Origin of the sequence: Stenotrophomonas sp. Marseille-Q4652 (assembly GCF_916618915.1) — a bacterium.
Taxonomy (GTDB): Bacteria; Pseudomonadota; Gammaproteobacteria; order Xanthomonadales; family Xanthomonadaceae; genus Stenotrophomonas.
Genome location: NZ_CAKAKE010000001.1, coordinates 1,288,189 through 1,303,778, shown reverse-complemented (window position 1 = coordinate 1,303,778; position 15,590 = coordinate 1,288,189). Strand labels below are relative to the sequence as shown.

Genomic DNA, 15,590 nt, shown 5'->3' with positions numbered 1-15,590 from the left:
ACCCTGTCCGGGCCGCTTCAGGGTTGGAGTCCAGGAAGAGCCCAATGACCAAATCCGAGCTGATCGAAATCCTGGCGCGCCGACAGGCGCATCTGAAGTCGGACGATGTCGATCTGGCCGTGAAGTCGTTGCTGGAGATGATGGGTGGCGCGCTGTCCGGCGGCGACCGCATCGAGATCCGTGGATTCGGCAGTTTTTCGCTGCATTACCGTCCGCCGCGGCTGGGTCGCAATCCCAAGACCGGTGAGTCGGTCGCGCTGCCGGGCAAGCATGTCCCGCATTTCAAGCCTGGCAAGGAATTGCGCGAACGCGTCAGCGACGTGGTTCCGCTGGAAGAAGACCAAGGCTGATCCAGCAGGGCACCAGACGGTGTTTCCCTGGTCGGATAAGCTTCCCGCTTCCGAACTGGAGTTTCCGCATGAAGGTCGTGCGCCTTTTGATATTGCTGGCCGTGCTGGTAGGCGGGCTGGTCGTCGGCTCGCTCAATTCCGACAGCATCGAGGTCAGTCTCGGCTTCTGGGCGCTGCGCACCACGTCGGGTATCGCCATTATCGTTTCCCTGGTGCTGGGCACCCTGCTGGGTGGTGCACTGGTGGCCGCAGGAGTGGTCATTCCGCTTTACGCACGTCTGCGTCGCGCCAACAAGGCGCTGCAGGTCCGCGACCAGGCGCAGGTTGCCGCTCCCATCCCCAATCCTTTTGACGGACATTGATCGCCGATGGAATTCGTTTCCGAGTGGTTCTGGTTTTTCCTGTTCCTGCCGCTGGCGGCGCTGAGCGGCTGGGTCATCGGTCGTCGTGGCGGGCAGCGTCATGGCGATACCCAGGTCAGCCGGCTGTCGGGTACTTATTTCCGTGGCCTGAACTACCTTCTCAACGAGCAGCCTGACAAGGCCATCGAGCTGTTCCTGCACATCGCCGAACTGGACAAGGAGACCTTCGAGACGCAGCTTGCGCTCGGCCACCTGTTCCGTCGCCGCGGTGAGGTCGACCGTGCCATCCGCCTGCACCAGGGGCTGGTGGGGCGCATGGACCTCAGTGACGCCCAGCGCGTACAGGCCCTGCTTGCACTGGGCGAGGACTACATGAAGTCCGGCCTGCTGGATCGTGCCGAGACGGTGTTCACCGACCTGGCGCAGATCGACCAGCGCGCCCCGCAGGCGCTCAAGCACCTGATCGGTATCTACCAGGCCGAGCGCGACTGGGAGAAGGCAATCGACAACGCCACCCGGTACGAGGAAGTCACCGGCGAGCCAATGGGCAAGCTGATTGGCCAGTTCGAATGCGAACTGGCCGAGCGCCTGCGCAGCGCGGGCGAGATCGAGCAGGCCAGGGCGGCCATCGCCCGCGCCTACGCGGCCGATGCGATGTCCGTGCGCGCGGGCATCCTGGAAGGGCGCCTGGAAGCGGACGCCGGCAATGCCGAGGCCTCCGTGCGCGCGTTCGAACGGGCCGCCCGCAACGATCCGGATTACCTGCCCGAGATCCTGCCCAAGCTGCTGGAGAACTACCGCAAGGTCGGCGACATCGCCGGTGCGCGGGCGTTCCTGTCGGAAATGACCGAACATTACCGTGGCATTGCCCCGGTACTGGCGCTGGCCCGGCTGATGGAGGAGCAGGAAGGTGTCGCCCCGGCGCGCGCCTATCTGGGGGCCCAGCTCAAGGATCGTCCCTCTGTTCGGGGCGAGTCCGCCCTGATCGACCTGACCCTGGCCGAGGGCGCCGACCCGACTGCCACGCTGCATGACCTCAAGCACATCACCGACCAGCTGCTGGTGCGCAACCCGGCCTATCGCTGCACGCGCTGCGGCTTTGGTGCCCGCACCCATCACTGGCAGTGCCCGAGCTGCAAGGAGTGGGGCTCGGTCAAGCCCCTGCTCAATTTCGCGGTTCTGTGATGCCGCTGGCGTTGGTATTGTCGGGGGCCGTCTTGGCCGCCTCGCTGTTCACCTTCCTTGCGCGACATTACGCGCTGCGCCGTAATCTGCTGGACCACCCGGATGATCGGCGCAGCCACGTGATTGCGACTCCTCGGGGAGGGGGCGTGGCGATCGTCTTGGTCCTGTTGATGGCCAGTGCGGCCGCAGCCTGCATCTGGCCGGCTCAAGCCCTTTACGCGGGTGGCTTCTCCGTGGGCCTAGCGATGGTGGCGGGTATCGGCTGGTGGGATGATCATCGGCCCCTTCCTGCAATGTTGAGGTTGGCTGTGCACGCTTCAGCCTCGGCGCTGCTTGCGCTGATGCTCTGGCGAGCCGGCGCGGGGCCGTTCCATGCGGTGCTCGTGGCGGTGTTTACAGCCTCGCTGATCAACATCTGGAATTTCATGGATGGGATCAATGGCCTAGCGGTGACCCAGGCGATCCTTGTCGCCACCGCCCTGGCCTTGGCGCTACCGGTCGGCCTTGCTTGGATCGGCTGGATACTCGCCGCAGCGTGCCTGGGTTTCTTGCCATTCAACTTTCCCAAAGCACGGATATTCCTCGGGGACGTGGGAAGCGGCGCCTTGGGCTATGCCCTTGCGGCTCTCTTGGCGCTCACGACCCTGACCACGGAGCTCAACTGGCTGGTGCTAGTGATGCCGATGACGGCATTTCTTGTGGACGCCAGCTTCACGCTGATGTCCCGCATGCTTTCCGGCAAGCGATGGATGGAAGCGCATCGCGAACATCTTTACCAACGACTTGTTCAAGTTGGTTCAAGCCATGCCGTTATAACTTCGGCATATGCTGTATTCAGTGTCGCTAGCGTTACAATCGCTGGATTCTTGGTGGCATACCGTCCGCCTGTGGCATTTGCCACGCTGGCGGCGGCTGCATGGATAGCAGTGGCCACCGTCCTGTGGTGGGTCATGCGCAGGAATCTTGAATCAAAGGGAAGTACTCCATGAGTTTCCGGGAACGTATCAGGGCAACCGCCCCCCGCATGGCTATCGTGCTGCATGACCTGACGATGGTCTGGGCATGCTGGCAACTGCTGCATGCCGGACGTTTCGCCCTGATGCCGGCCGCCCCAGCGCTGCCGCTGATGAACATCGACACCCTCATCGTGCTCGCCGTTCAGGGCATTGTTTTTTGGCGGGTGGGGTTGTACCGCGGCCTGTGGCGTTTCGCCAGCGTCGCGGACCTGATGAACATCTTTAAAGCCAGCTTCATTGGCTTGGTGGCCATCGTTCTTGCGCTGGCCTACAAGCGTTTCGACGGGGTGCCGCTTTCAGTGCTTGTGATGTACCCGTTCGCCTTGTCGGCGTTGCTCGGTACGCCAAGGCTGCTGTACCGGGCCTGGAAGGATCACGAGTCGCTGCAGAACAATATCGGGGCGCAGCGGGTTTTGATCCTCGGGGCTGGACAGGCTGCAGAGGCGCTTGTACGCGACCTGCGCCGGTCCGGGAACTACCAACCAGTGGGTTTCCTTGACGATTCCCCACACCTGCACGGAGCCAAGCTCCAAGGGCTGCCGATCCTTGGCACGTTGGATGACGCGGGATTGGTTGCGCGCGAGACCGCGGCGAAATTGCTGGTGATCGCGATCCCCACCCTAGATGCCATTGGGATGCAGCGGGTAGTGGGTATTTGCGAAAGTACCGGACTCCCGTTCCGCACGGTCCCGAAGCTGCATGACATCCTTGAGGGCCACTCGCTTCCGGGCGAACTGAAGGAAGTCGCCATCGAGGATCTGCTCGGCCGCAAGCCCATCATGCCGGACTGGACCCTGATCCGTGGGTGGCTGGGCGGTCGCACTGTCCTGATCACCGGCGCCGGCGGCTCGATCGGCTCGGAACTGTGCAGGCAGTGCGCTCGTCACGGTGCCGGGCGATTGATGCTTATCGAGATCAGCGAGTTCCTTCTGCTCAAGATCCATGGCGAGCTGAAGCGCAGTTTCCCTGACCTGCAGGTCGATTGCGTGCTCGGCGATTGTGGCGATCCTGCCCTTGTCCAGCATGCACTGAAGCAGTCGCGTCCCGATGCGGTCTTCCACGCCGCGGCCTACAAGCAGGTACCGTTGCTGGAAAGCCAACTGCGCGCGGCAGTCAAGAACAACATTCTGGCAACGGAAACCGTGGCGCGCTCCTGCGCGGAGGCGGGAGTGGCCAGCGTGGTCTTCATTTCTACCGACAAGGCCGTTGAACCGGCCAATGCACTGGGTGCAACCAAGCGCTATGCGGAGATGATCTGCCAGGCGTTGGACCAGAAGGCGAGTGCCACCCGTTTCGTTGCGGTGCGTTTTGGCAACGTGCTGGACTCCGCGGGCTCAGTGGTGCCGCTTTTCCGTGAGCAGATACTCAGGGGCGGGCCGGTGACGGTTACCGATCCCGAAGTATCGCGCTTCTTCATGACCATCCCCGAGGCATGCCAGCTGATCCTCCAGGCTGCAGCGTCTGCCTCCCGTGGCGCGGTCTATACCCTGGACATGGGCGAGCCGGTGCCGATCCGCGTGCTCGCCGAACAAATGATCCGCTTGGCGGGAAAGCAGCCGGGCCGGGACATTTCTATCATCTACACCGGATTGCGCCCGGGCGAGAAGTTGCACGAAACGCTCTTCTACCCGGACGAGGACTATCGGCCAACCGCCCATCCCAAGATACTGGAGGCGGGAGCGCGGGCATTCTCCCGGGATCTGGTGCTGACCAACCTTCCGAAGCTGCGCGAGGCGGTGGCGACCTACGACATCCAGGCCATGAGCTCGATCCTGTTTGCCACGATGCCGGAGTTCCATCCGGTGTCACATGTCGGGGACGATCGTTCGGCTACTGTGGTTCCCTTTCCTGCACGAGAAGCGAAGAGGATTTAGAACGCATGCGAGTCCGTAAAGCAGTATTTCCTGTCGCGGGGCTGGGCACCCGGTTCCTGCCCGCGACCAAGACCGTCCCCAAGGAAATGCTGCCGATCATTGATCGGCCGTTGATCCAGTACGCGGTGGATGAGGCGATCGAAGCAGGATGCGACACCCTGATCTTCATTACCAACCGCTACAAGCATGCGGTCGCCGATTATTTCGATAAGGCCTACGAGCTCGAGCAGAAGCTGGAGAAGGCCGGCAAGCAGGAACAGCTTGACCTGATCCGCGATGTACTGCCGAAGGGCGTGCGTGCGGTTTTCGTCACCCAGGCCGAGGCGCTGGGCCTGGGCCACGCCGTGCTGTGCGCGAAGTCGATCGTGGGCGACGAGCCGTTCGCCGTGCTGCTGCCCGACGACCTGATCTGGAACCGTGGCGACGGCGCGCTCAAGCAGATGGCGGACGTCAACGAGGCGACGGGTGCAAGCGTCATCGCCGTCGAAGACGTGCCCCATGACAAGACCGCCAGCTACGGCATCGTGGCGACCGACGCGTTTGACGGCCGCAAGGGGCGCATCTCCGGGATCGTCGAGAAGCCCAAGCCGGAAGATGCCCCGAGTGACCTGGCCGTGGTCGGTCGCTATGTCCTGAGTCCGAAGATCTTTGAACTGCTGGAAGCCACCGGCACCGGAGCCGGCGGGGAGATCCAGCTGACCGACGCGATCGCCGCGCTGCTGAAGGAAGAGGCGGTGGACGCTTACCGCTTCGAGGGCACCCGCTTTGACTGCGGTACCCACCTCGGCCTGGTGGAAGCCACGATCCGTTTCGCGCTGGAGAGCGACAAGCTGGCACGTCCGGCTCGAGAGAAGCTTCGCGAGATGCTGGCCGATTCCTGATCAAGCTCGTGTTTGAAAAAGGCGGCCCAACGGCCGCCTTTTTTGTCGAGGTATTGGCTGGCCGTTCCTCGGCGGACATCACTAAGTCCACCCAACCTAAAAAGAAAAGGCGGCCAGTGGCCGCCTTTTCCGTGGATCACGACCCGTTGCTTACAGTGATTCGAAGATCCCCGCTGCGCCCATGCCGGTGCCAATGCACATGGTCACCATGCCGTACTTCTGCTGGCGACGGCGCAGGCCGTGGACAATGGTGGCGGTACGGATCGCACCGGTGGCGCCCAGCGGGTGGCCCAGGGCGATGGCGCCGCCCAGCGGGTTGATCTTGTCCGGGTCCAGACCGCAGGTGCGGGTCACCGCCAGGGCCTGGGCAGCGAAGGCTTCGTTGAGCTCGATCCAGTCCAGCTGGTCCTGGCTCAGGCCGGCCTGCTTGAGTGCCTTCGGGATCGCCTCGATCGGGCCGATGCCCATCACTTCCGGGCGCACGCCGGCCACCGAGAAGCTTACAAAGCGAGCCAGCGGGGTCAGGCCGTAGTCCTTGATCGCCTGTTCGGAGGCCAGCAGCACCGCACCGGCACCGTCGCTCATCTGCGAGGAGTTGCCGGCGGTGACCGAACCGCCGAAAGCGCCGTTGCGGAACACAGGCTTGAGCTTGGCCAGGCCCTCGAGCGAGGACTCGGCGCGCGGGCCTTCATCGGTATCCACCGTTTTGTTGCGGGTGATGATCTTGCCGCTGGCGGCATCCGGCAGGTGCGAGACGATCTCGTACGGGCTGATCTCGTCCTTGAATTCACCATTGGCGATCGCGGCCAGGGCCTTCTGGTGCGAAGCCAGGGCGAAGGCGTCCTGGTCCTCGCGGCTGACCTTCCACTCTTCCGCCACCTTCTCGGCGGTGATGCCCATGCCGTAGGCGATGGCGACGTGGTCGTTGTCGAACACGCTCGGGGCCATGGCGATCTTGTTGCCCATCATCGGCACCATCGACATCGATTCGGTGCCGCCGGCCAGCATCAGGTCGGCATTGCCCAGACGGATCTGGTCAGCGGCCATGGCCACGGCCTGCAGGCCGGAGGAGCAGAAACGGTTGACGGTCTGGGCGGCAACGGTATTGGGCAGGCCGGCCAGCAGCACGCCGATGCGGGCCACGTTCATGCCCTGCTCGGCTTCGGGCATGGCGCAGCCGATGATGGCGTCATCGATGCGGTTCACATCGATGCCCGGGGCCTGGGCGACGACGCTGCGCAGCACGTGGGCGAGCATGTCATCGGGGCGGGTATTGCGGAACATGCCTTTCGGGGCCTTGCCGACCGGAGTGCGGGTGGCGGCGACGATGTAGGCGTCCTGGATTTGCTTGGTCATTTGTTCAATCTCTCGAATGGGTGCGGACAAGGGGCGGGAAGGGCGGCCATGGTGGTGGCCGCCAGCTCTTGCCGCACTCAGTTGCGCAGCGGCTTGCCGGTGGTGAGCATGTGGACGATGCGGGCCTGGGTCTTTTCCTGCTGTGCCAGCTCGACGAAGTGCTTGCGCTCCAGCTCCAGCAGCCACTGCTCGTCGACCACGGCGTTGCGGTCAACCTTGTCGCCGCAGACGATGGTGGCGATGCGCTCGGCGATCTCGTAGTCGTAGGCGCTGACGAAATAGCCCTCGAGCATGTTGACCAGCATCATCTTGAAGGTGGCGATGCCGACGTCGCCGGCCACGCGGATCTGGCGGCCCGGCAGCGGCGGGCGGTAGCCGGCCTCGGCCAGTGCCAGCGCCTCGGCCTTGGCGATGTGCAGCAGCTCGTAGGCGTTGAACACGACGCGGTCGCCGGCACGCATCAGACCCAGCTCCTGGGCATCGACCGCCGAGTTGGAGACCTTGGCCATCGCCACGGTCTCGAACACCTTCTTCAGCTCGGCGAACACGTCGCCGTTGCTGCCAGCGGCCTGGCTGGCGCGCAGGGCGAATTCCTTCAGGCCGCCACCGGCCGGCAGCAGGCCGACGCCGGCCTCGACCAAACCGATGTAGCTTTCCAGCGCGGCAACGGTCTTTGCCGAATGCATCTGGAATTCGCAGCCGCCGCCCAGGGCCATGCCACGCACGGCGGCAACGACCGGCACCAGGGCGTACTTGATGCGCTGGCTGGTGCGCTGGAAGTTGGCCACCAGTTCTTCGAACTGATCGATCCTGCCTTCCTTGATCAGGCCCATCGCACCGGCCAGGTCGGCACCGGCCGAGAAGGTCTCACCGTTCTGCCAGATCACAACCGCCTTGAACTGCTTCTCGGCGAGTGTGATGGCTTCCTGGATGCCGTTGAGGACATGGTCGGAAACCGTGTTGAGCTTGGTCTTGAAGCTGATCACGCCGACGCCATCGCCGTCGGTCCACAGACGCACACCTTCGTTTTCCCACACGGTCTGGCCGGCGTCGTACTGCTCGCCCAGCACCGGATCCGGGAAGCGCTGGCGCTGGTAGACGGCCAGGTCCGAGCGCGGCTTGAGGGCATTGGCGGTCGGGCTGTAGCTGCCTTCGACAGCATGCACGCCGTCACGACCGTCCAGCACCCAGGCCGGGAGCGGGGCATTGACCATGGACTTGCCGGCGGCGATGTCCTCGGCGATCCACTGCGCGATCTGCTGCCAGCCGGCGGCCTGCCAGGTTTCGAACGGACCCAGCTTCCAGCCGTAGCCCCAGCGGATGGCCAGGTCCACGTCACGGGCGGTGTCGGCAATGTCGGCCAGGTGGTAGGCGCTGTAATGGAACAGGTCGCGGAACAGGGCCCACAGGAACTGCGCCTGCGGGTGCGAGCTGGCACGCAGCTGGGCGAACTTCTCGGCCGGGTTCTTGATCTTCAGGATCTCGACCACTTCCGGAGCGGCGCCACGGTCGGACAGGCGGTAGTCCTGCTTTTCCACGTCCAGGACCATGATGTCCTTGCCGACCTTACGGAAGATGCCGCCGCGGGTCTTCTGGCCCAGGGCGCCCTTGGCGATCAGGGCGTCCAACCACGCCGGTGACTTGAAGAAGGCATGCCACGGATCGTTGGGCAGGGTGTCGCCCATGGTCTTGATGACGTGGGCCATGGTGTCCAGGCCGACCACGTCGGAGGTGCGGTAGGTGGCCGACTTGGCGCGGCCGATCAGCGGGCCCGTCAGGCCGTCCACTTCGTCAAAGCCCAGGCCGAACTGCTGGGTATGGAAGATGGTGGACAGGATCGAGAACACGCCAATGCGGTTGCCGATGAAGTTCGGGGTGTCCTTGGCATAGACCACGCCCTTGCCAAGGTTGGTCACCAGGAAGGTTTCCAGGCCCTCCAGCACCGCCTTGTCGGTGGTGTTTGCCGGGATCAGCTCGGCCAGGTGCATGTAGCGCGGCGGGTTGAAGAAGTGCACGCCGCAGAAGCGGTGGCGCAGCTGCTCCGGCAGCACGTCGGCCAGCTTGTTGATGCCCAGGCCCGAGGTGTTGGAAGCCAGCACCGCGGTGTCGTTCACGAACGGGGCGATCTTCTTGTACAGGTCCTGCTTCCAGTCCATGCGTTCTGCAATGGCCTCGATGATCAGGTCGCAGTCACGCAACTGTTCCAGGCCGGTCTCGTAGTTGGCCGGAGTGATGGCTGCGGCCAGCGATTTGGAGGCCAGCGGGGCCGGGCTCAGCTTGGCCAGGTTGCCGATCGCCTTGAGCACGATGCCGTCGGCCGGACCTTCCTTGGCGGGCAGGTCGAAAAGCACGGTGTCGACGCCAGCATTGGTCAGGTGGGCGGCGATCTGCGCACCCATGACACCGGCACCCAGCACGGCGGCGCGGCGGATTAGCAGGGAATTGGACATGGTAATGGGGCCTTTGTTGGTCTGCTATTACTTGGTGGTGTCGGATGAGGACGGGGTGCCCCGCGCGGCTGCGCGGAACCCGGCCTCGGCAAAATGGATCAGCTCGGCGGCGGCCTGGGCGCGGTGGGTGGCTTCGGTCACGCCCGCCGGCCGCTTGATCAGGCCGAAGTCGGCCATGGCGTAGGTCAGCGACCCGGCGAGGAAGTCCAGCCGCCAGTACAGCTCTTCCTTGCTCAGGTCCGGCACGCAGGCGGCGATGGCCTTGCCGAACTCGCGCAGCACATGGCCGTAATGATCGGAGAGGAACTTGCGCAGGTTGTCGTTCTTCTCGGCGTAGGCGCGGGCAATGACGCGGACGAAAGCGCCGCCGCTCTGCCGGTCCTGGGCCATGGCCAGGGCGGGTTCGACGAAGGCGGCGAGGATCGGGCGCAGCTCGCCAGCACGCTCCGTGCGTGCCTTCTCCAGCTGGGCGAGGCGCGCACTGCTCATTTCATCCATGCGCCGGCGGAACACCTCGTTGACCAGGTTTTCTTTCGAGCCGAAGTGGTAGTTCACCGCAGCAATATTGACGTCGGCCTGGCTGGTGACCTGCCGGAGCGAGGTGCCGGCGAAGCCGTGCTGGGCGAACAGTTCCTCGGCGGCACCGAGGATGCGGTCCTTGGTCGAGAAATGGGCGGCTTTGGCCATGGCGGCAACAGGTTCAATCAAACGATTGTTTGATCATAGACCTCCGGTTGCGTAGGTGCATTGTGCGCCGCAGCATGAATTGTGCTTGGCCCGGCTCGCCCGGCAACTGGGCAAACCCGGCGGGCCGGCGTACAATCCGCGCACGTTTATCAAGCTAAGCCCGCGTTTTGGCGCGGGTTTTTTTCATGTTACCTTCGGGTCCCTGCGGCCCGAATCCATTGGAGACATCCCATGGCGCTGGAGCGCACTCTTTCGATCATCAAGCCCGATGCCGTTGCCAAGAACGTGATCGGCGAAATCTACAGCCGCTTCGAGAAGGCCGGCCTGAAGGTCGTGGCTGCCAAGTACAAGCAGCTGTCCCGTCGTGAGGCCGAAGGCTTCTATGCCGTGCACCGCGAGCGCCCCTTCTTCAACGCGCTGGTCGAGTTCATGATCTCCGGCCCGGTGATGATCCAGGCCCTGGAAGGCGAGAACGCCGTCCTGGCCCACCGCGACCTGCTGGGTGCCACCAACCCGAAGGAAGCTGCTCCGGGCACCATCCGCGCCGATTTCGCCGAGTCGATCGACGCCAATGCCGCCCATGGTTCGGATTCGGTCGAGAATGCCGCGATTGAAATCGCCTACTTCTTCGCCGCCACCGAAGTGGTTTCGCGCTGAGAGTGAAGTGAAGTCGTGAACGAGGTCATACAGACACCCGCCATCCAGCCGCTGCCCAAGTCGGCTGCGCCTGCTGGCAAGCAGAACCTGCTCGACCTCGATCGCGCGGGCCTGGAACGGTTCTTCGTCGAGACCCTCGGCGAGGCGAAGTTCCGTGCCCACCAGGTGATGAAGTGGATCCACCATCGCTACGTCACCGACTTCGACGAGATGACCGACCTCGGCAAGGCGCTGCGGGCCAAGCTCCATGCCCATGCCGAGGTCGTCGTCCCGAACGTGGTGTTCGACAAGCCCTCCGCCGATGGCACCCACAAGTGGCTGCTGGCGATGGGCGTCGATGGCAAGAACGCCATCGAGACGGTGTACATCCCGGACAAGACCCGCGGCACGCTGTGCGTGTCCTCGCAGGTCGGCTGCGGCCTGAACTGCACCTTCTGCTCGACCGCCACCCAGGGCTTCAACCGCAACCTGACCACCGCCGAGATCATCGGCCAGGTGTGGGTCGCGGCGCGCCACCTGGGTAACGTGCCGCACCAGATGCGCCGCCTCACCAACGTGGTGATGATGGGCATGGGCGAGCCGTTGATGAACTTCGACAACGTCGTGCGTGCCATGAGCATCATGCGCGACGACCTGGGCTACGGCCTGGCCAACAAGCGCGTGACGCTTTCGACCTCCGGCCTGGTGCCGCAGATCGATCGCCTGTCGGTGGAGAGCGACGTCTCGCTGGCCGTCTCTTTGCATGCGCCCAACGACGAACTGCGCGGGACGCTGGTTCCGCTCAACAAGAAGTACCCGATCGCCGAGCTGATGGCGTCCTGTGCGCGCTACCTGCGCGGCAACAAGAAGCGCGACTCGGTGACGTTCGAATACACCCTGATGAAGGGGATCAACGACCAGCCCGAGCATGCCCGCCAGCTGGCGCGGCTGATGCGCCAGTTCGACAACGCGGTGCAGGCCAAGGACTCGGGCAAGGTCAACCTGATCCCGTTCAATCCGTTCCCGGGCACCCGCTACGAGCGCTCGGACGAAGAACAGATCCGCGCCTTCCAGAAGATCCTGCTGGACGCAGGTGTGCTGACGATGGTGCGCCGTACCCGCGGTGACGACATCGATGCCGCCTGTGGCCAGCTCAAGGGCCAGGTGATGGATCGCACCCGCCGCCAGGCCGAGTTCCGCCGCCAGCTCGAGGGCGGGGATGGGAAGGATGCGGCGGCCTGACGCCGTCCTGTTCCTGACGATCGCGGTCCTGACCCTGGTGGGGTGCGGGAGCGCGCAGCAGAATGCGCGTACCGGCAGCGTCCGCAAGGTCCAGCAGGTCGCGCAGGTCTATGACGTCCACGACGGTCGCGAGTCGCGCAAACGCACCAAGTTCCGCCAGGTGCTGGGCATGGCCGTGGATCGCCTGCGCCAGGGCGCACTGGACGAGGCCGAGACCAATGCCCGGACGGCCCTGAAGCTCGAACCGCGTCTGCCAGATGCCTACACCGTCCTGGCGACCATCGCCGGACAGCGTGGCCAGGCCGACGAGGCGGGGCGGCTGTATCGACAGGCCGCGGAAATGGCTCCCGCCGAGGGCGCTGTCCTGAACAACTACGGCGCGTGGCTTTGTAGCAATGGCTATCCGGCAGAAGCGCTGGTCTGGTTCGATCGAGCGCTGGCAGCGCCGGGGTACCCAAGTCCGGCCGCGGCGCTGGCCAATGCGGGTGACTGCGCGATGGAGGCCGGGCAGGTGGAGCGTGCCGTCCTGGACCTGCGTCGTGCACTGGAACTTGATCCAGCCAATTCGGTGGCGCTGGAGGCGATGGCCCGCCTGGAATTCGACGCAGGTCGCTTTTTCGAGGCGCGCGCTTTTTCACAAAGGCGACTGGCGGCTGCGCCTGCGTCACGTTCCGTGTTACAACTTGCCGTTCATATTGAGGACAGGCTGGGCGACAAGGCTGCCGCCAGTCGATATCAACAGCGGTTGCGCCAGGAGTTTCCTGAGGACGCAGCCATGAAAGCCCGGGACTGACGCATTGTGATCAATGATCCAGCTGTGAATGCTTTCGACGTTGCAGTGGGGTGCGGTGAAATGCTTCGCCAGGCGCGCGAAGCGGCAGGCCTTTCGCTGGAGCAGGTTTCCGCGCAACTGCGCATGCCGGCGCAGGTGGTCCGCTCGCTGGAAGAGGAACAGTGGCAGCGGCTGGGCGCGCCGGTATTCGTGAAAGGGCAGTTGCGCAGCTATGCGCGCCTGCTCGGGGTGGATATCAGTGGCGTACTGGAGCAATCGCCGATTGCCCGGATGGAAACGCCGGCCCTGGTCAGCCACATGCATACCCCGCGCATCCGTCGCGTCGCCGAGAACCTGGGGCGCCGGGCGTTGTATGTGGTGATTACCGCCGTGCTGGCCGTGCCGGTCTGGTACGCGGCCAAGGGAGGGTTCGCCGATCGCGCCCCCAGCACCGCCTCGCTCGATATCGTTCCCGAATCGGGCCCGGTGTCCGCTCCGGCGGCGATCGCGCAGGCGCCGGTTGACGTTGCCCCGGCACGTCCCAGGCCCGCCGCGCCGTACATCGCCTCGATGACGCCGGTCCGCCAAGCACCCGTGGCGGCCCTGACCCTGGACTTCACCGGCGACAGCTGGGTCGACATCACCGCCGCCGACGGCCGCACGCTGGAGAAAGCGTTGGTGCGTGGCGGCGAGAAGCGCAGCTTCCAGGCGGGCGAGGTGTCCCGCGTCGTGCTGGGCAATGCCTCGGCCGTCAAGGTGCAACAGGCGGGTGCCGCCGTTGACCTGGCCCCGTACCAGCGAGCCAATGTCGCACGCTTTACGGTATCCTCTGACGGTTCGGTGGTCCCGGTTTCGCACTGAGCCGCGGCTGTTTCCAACTAATTCCAATGGCTCCCCCAGTCGGGCGGGGCGAGAGTACGCATGGCGATCGACGATCTGCTCGACGAGCACGAACAAAGTGAACGTGTCCGCAACTGGCTGCGGCAGAATGGTGCCGGCATCCTTGGCGGCGTGGTGTTGGCCATTGCCGCGATCAGTGGCTGGCAGTGGTGGCAGACCCAGCAGGTGGCCAAGCTGGCCGAGGCCAACCAGCGTTACGACGCGGTGACCCGCAGCCTGCGCTCGGACAACCTGGAGCAGGCAGCCAAGGACGTTGCTGCGCTTGAGGCCGGCAAGGCCAGCATCTACCGCGACCTGGCGGTGCTCGAACTGGCCAAGGCCCAGGTCGAAGCCGGCAAGCACGAGGACGCCATCGCCACGTTGCGCGGGCTCAAGGTCGAAGGCGAATTCAAGCGCCTGATCGACCAGCGCGTCGCACGTCTCCTGATCGAGACCGGCAAGGCCGATGAAGCCCTGTCGCTGCTCAAGGATGGCGACGACAGCGCCAGCCTGGAAATCCGCGGCGACGCGCTGATGGCGCTGGCCAAGCGCGACGAGGCCCGCGAGCTGTACAGCAAGGCGCTGGTGACGCTGGACTCGGCGGCACCGCAGCGTCGCCTGCTGGAAACCAAACTGATGGACGCGGGCGGCACCGTCGCCGATCCTGAAGCGGAGCAGATCTGATGAAGCAGGGTGTGATGATCAAGCGTGTGGCCACGGTCATGCTCATGGGCGTGGCGTTGTCTGGCTGCAGCACGGTCAAGGGCTGGTTCGCTGGCAAGGATGCGGAAGCCAAGAAGGCGCTGGAGCCGGCGGAGCTGGTCAAGTTCGAGCCGAGCGTCAGCGTCAGCAAGGTCTGGTCGCGTAGCGTAGGCAAGGGCGAAGGCCGCATCGGCATCCGCCAGGCCCCGGTCGTGGCCGATGGCCGCGTGTATGCCGCTGCCGTGGTCGGTGGCGTGCATGCGCTGGACCTGCAGACCGGCAAGGTGGTCTGGACGTACGAGCCGGCCAGGGAAAAGAAGCAGCCCAAGCTGCGCCTGTCCGGTGGTCCGGGCGTGGGCGATGGCCTGGTCGTGGTCGGCGCGCTGGACGGGCAGGTGATCGCCCTGGATGCCAGCAACGGCAGCGAGAAGTGGCGCGCCAAGGTTCCGGGTGAGGTGATTTCCGCTCCGGCGGTGGGCCAGGGCATGGTCTTCGTGCGCAGCAACGACGGTCGCGTGACCGCGTTCGACGCCAACACCGGTGAGCGTCGCTGGTTCAATCCGCGCGAACTGCCAAGCCTGACCGTGCGTGGCAACGCGCCGGTGGTTGCCGGCCCGGGCGTGCTGTTCATCGGCAACGATGACGGCTCGATCTCCACGCTGGCGATGCAGGACGGCCGCACCGTATGGGACCAGCAGGTTGGCACGCCGGAAGGGCGTACCGAGCTGGAGCGCATGGCTGACGTCGACGGTGCCCCGGTGCTCGAGGGCAACACCCTGTACGTGAGCAGCTTCAAGAACGAGACCATGGCCATCGAGGGCCCGACCGGTCGTCCGCTGTGGGTTCGTGACCACGGTGGCGCGGGCGGCGTGGCCGTTTCCTCGGGCCTGGCCGTGGTGGCCGACGAGAAGGGCAGCGTGTTCGGGCTGGACAAGAACAGCGGCGCGGCCATGTGGTCGCAGCCGGCATTGGCCCGCCGTTCGCTGACCGGTGCCGCCATCCATGGCGACTACGCCGTGGTCGGCGACTACAAGGGCTACCTGCACTGGCTGCGGCTGGACAATGGCGAGCTGGCTGCCCGCGCCCGGGCTGGCGGTGATCGTCTGATTGCGCCACCGCTGGTGGCCGACGGGATTCTGCTGGTGCAGAACGTTGATGGTGACCTGACCGCTTTCCGGTTGGGCAATTAAGGAGTTAA

General features: G+C 64.8%; 15 protein-coding genes. 12 read left to right on the top strand and 3 right to left on the bottom strand.

Annotated elements, in window-relative coordinates:
• Positions 1 to 44: 44 nt before the first annotated feature.
• From LG380_RS06035 to galU, 6 genes are all read left to right on the top strand, one after another.
• Positions 45 to 350: an integration host factor subunit beta gene (locus tag LG380_RS06035; protein WP_225764016.1), complete on the top strand. Its 306-nt coding sequence runs from the start codon at positions 45 to 47 to the stop codon at positions 348 to 350.
• A 68-nt stretch (positions 351 to 418) separates the two neighbouring features.
• Positions 419 to 712 (top strand): hypothetical protein, encoded by a 294-nt coding sequence (locus tag LG380_RS06030; protein WP_225764015.1) that lies wholly within the window; start codon positions 419 to 421, stop codon positions 710 to 712.
• A 6-nt stretch (positions 713 to 718) separates the two neighbouring features.
• Entirely contained in the window at positions 719 to 1,897 is a 1,179-nt protein-coding gene (gene lapB, locus LG380_RS06025) for a lipopolysaccharide assembly protein LapB (protein WP_225764014.1), read from the top strand.
• Positions 1,897 to 2,886, top strand: a complete 990-nt coding sequence (locus LG380_RS06020) for a glycosyltransferase family 4 protein (RefSeq protein WP_225764013.1) — start codon at positions 1,897 to 1,899, stop codon at positions 2,884 to 2,886. Before lapB ends, LG380_RS06020 begins: the two co-directional genes overlap by 1 nt.
• A complete protein-coding gene (locus LG380_RS06015; protein WP_225764012.1) occupies positions 2,883 to 4,787 on the top strand; it encodes a nucleoside-diphosphate sugar epimerase/dehydratase in 1,905 nt (634 codons plus the stop codon). The genes LG380_RS06020 and LG380_RS06015 overlap by 4 nt, the downstream gene beginning before the upstream one ends.
• A 5-nt stretch (positions 4,788 to 4,792) precedes the next feature.
• Entirely contained in the window at positions 4,793 to 5,668 is an 876-nt protein-coding gene (gene galU, locus LG380_RS06010) for a UTP--glucose-1-phosphate uridylyltransferase GalU (protein ID WP_225764011.1), read from the top strand.
• 150 nt (positions 5,669 to 5,818) lie between these two features.
• On the opposite strand, the gene LG380_RS06005 is transcribed toward galU, so the two are convergent.
• The 3 genes from LG380_RS06005 to LG380_RS05995 all read right to left on the bottom strand — a co-directional run bounded on the left by LG380_RS06005 (position 5,819) and on the right by LG380_RS05995 (position 10,161).
• Positions 5,819 to 7,024, bottom strand: coding sequence for an acetyl-CoA C-acyltransferase (locus tag LG380_RS06005; protein WP_225764010.1), 1,206 nt, complete (start codon positions 7,022 to 7,024; stop codon positions 5,819 to 5,821).
• Positions 7,025 to 7,101: 77 nt separating this feature from the next.
• Positions 7,102 to 9,474: a 3-hydroxyacyl-CoA dehydrogenase/enoyl-CoA hydratase family protein gene (locus LG380_RS06000; RefSeq protein ID WP_225764009.1), complete on the bottom strand. Its 2,373-nt coding sequence runs from the start codon at positions 9,472 to 9,474 to the stop codon at positions 7,102 to 7,104.
• Positions 9,475 to 9,501: 27 nt separating this feature from the next.
• Positions 9,502 to 10,161, bottom strand: a complete 660-nt coding sequence (locus LG380_RS05995) for a TetR family transcriptional regulator (RefSeq protein ID WP_225764008.1) — start codon at positions 10,159 to 10,161, stop codon at positions 9,502 to 9,504.
• Positions 10,162 to 10,392: 231 nt separating this feature from the next.
• Here LG380_RS05995 and ndk point away from each other — a divergent pair, with 231 nt between their 5' ends.
• Genes ndk through bamB form a run of 6 tightly spaced genes read left to right on the top strand, consistent with a single transcriptional unit; the run spans position 10,393 to position 15,582 of the window.
• Entirely contained in the window at positions 10,393 to 10,818 is a 426-nt protein-coding gene (gene ndk / locus LG380_RS05990) for a nucleoside-diphosphate kinase (RefSeq protein ID WP_225764007.1), read from the top strand.
• 15 nt (positions 10,819 to 10,833) lie between these two features.
• Positions 10,834 to 12,039, top strand: coding sequence for a 23S rRNA (adenine(2503)-C(2))-methyltransferase RlmN (rlmN, locus tag LG380_RS05985; RefSeq protein ID WP_225764006.1), 1,206 nt, complete (start codon positions 10,834 to 10,836; stop codon positions 12,037 to 12,039).
• Positions 12,026 to 12,832 (top strand): type IV pilus biogenesis/stability protein PilW, encoded by an 807-nt coding sequence (gene pilW, locus LG380_RS05980; protein WP_225764005.1) that lies wholly within the window; start codon positions 12,026 to 12,028, stop codon positions 12,830 to 12,832. Before rlmN ends, pilW begins: the two co-directional genes overlap by 14 nt.
• 6 nt (positions 12,833 to 12,838) lie before the next feature.
• Positions 12,839 to 13,672: a helix-turn-helix domain-containing protein gene (locus LG380_RS05975; RefSeq protein ID WP_225764004.1), complete on the top strand. Its 834-nt coding sequence runs from the start codon at positions 12,839 to 12,841 to the stop codon at positions 13,670 to 13,672.
• Positions 13,673 to 13,732: 60 nt separating this feature from the next.
• Positions 13,733 to 14,374: a tetratricopeptide repeat protein gene (locus tag LG380_RS05970; protein WP_225764003.1), complete on the top strand. Its 642-nt coding sequence runs from the start codon at positions 13,733 to 13,735 to the stop codon at positions 14,372 to 14,374.
• Positions 14,374 to 15,582 (top strand): outer membrane protein assembly factor BamB, encoded by a 1,209-nt coding sequence (gene bamB, locus LG380_RS05965; RefSeq protein WP_225764002.1) that lies wholly within the window; start codon positions 14,374 to 14,376, stop codon positions 15,580 to 15,582. The genes LG380_RS05970 and bamB overlap by 1 nt, the downstream gene beginning before the upstream one ends.
• The last annotated feature ends 8 nt before the right edge of the window (positions 15,583 to 15,590 follow it).

What these genes read in the sequence shown, in the direction of transcription:
- LG380_RS05995 (WP_225764008.1), bottom strand. Translation starts at nt 10,161, where the DNA reads ATGGCCAAAGCCGCCCATTTCTCGACCAAGGACCGCATCCTCGGTGCC.
- LG380_RS06005 (WP_225764010.1), bottom strand. Translation starts at nt 7,024, where the DNA reads ATGACCAAGCAAATCCAGGACGCCTACATCGTCGCCGCCACCCGCACT.
- LG380_RS06035 (WP_225764016.1), top strand. Translation starts at nt 45, where the DNA reads ATGACCAAATCCGAGCTGATCGAAATCCTGGCGCGCCGACAGGCGCAT.
- bamB (WP_225764002.1), top strand. Translation starts at nt 14,374, where the DNA reads ATGAAGCAGGGTGTGATGATCAAGCGTGTGGCCACGGTCATGCTCATG.
- LG380_RS06000 (WP_225764009.1), bottom strand. Translation starts at nt 9,474, where the DNA reads ATGTCCAATTCCCTGCTAATCCGCCGCGCCGCCGTGCTGGGTGCCGGT.
- lapB (WP_225764014.1), top strand. Translation starts at nt 719, where the DNA reads ATGGAATTCGTTTCCGAGTGGTTCTGGTTTTTCCTGTTCCTGCCGCTG.
- ndk (WP_225764007.1), top strand. Translation starts at nt 10,393, where the DNA reads ATGGCGCTGGAGCGCACTCTTTCGATCATCAAGCCCGATGCCGTTGCC.
- LG380_RS06030 (WP_225764015.1), top strand. Translation starts at nt 419, where the DNA reads ATGAAGGTCGTGCGCCTTTTGATATTGCTGGCCGTGCTGGTAGGCGGG.
- LG380_RS06020 (WP_225764013.1), top strand. Translation starts at nt 1,897, where the DNA reads ATGCCGCTGGCGTTGGTATTGTCGGGGGCCGTCTTGGCCGCCTCGCTG.
- pilW (WP_225764005.1), top strand. Translation starts at nt 12,026, where the DNA reads ATGCGGCGGCCTGACGCCGTCCTGTTCCTGACGATCGCGGTCCTGACC.
- LG380_RS06015 (WP_225764012.1), top strand. Translation starts at nt 2,883, where the DNA reads ATGAGTTTCCGGGAACGTATCAGGGCAACCGCCCCCCGCATGGCTATC.
- LG380_RS05970 (WP_225764003.1), top strand. Translation starts at nt 13,733, where the DNA reads ATGGCGATCGACGATCTGCTCGACGAGCACGAACAAAGTGAACGTGTC.
- galU (WP_225764011.1), top strand. Translation starts at nt 4,793, where the DNA reads ATGCGAGTCCGTAAAGCAGTATTTCCTGTCGCGGGGCTGGGCACCCGG.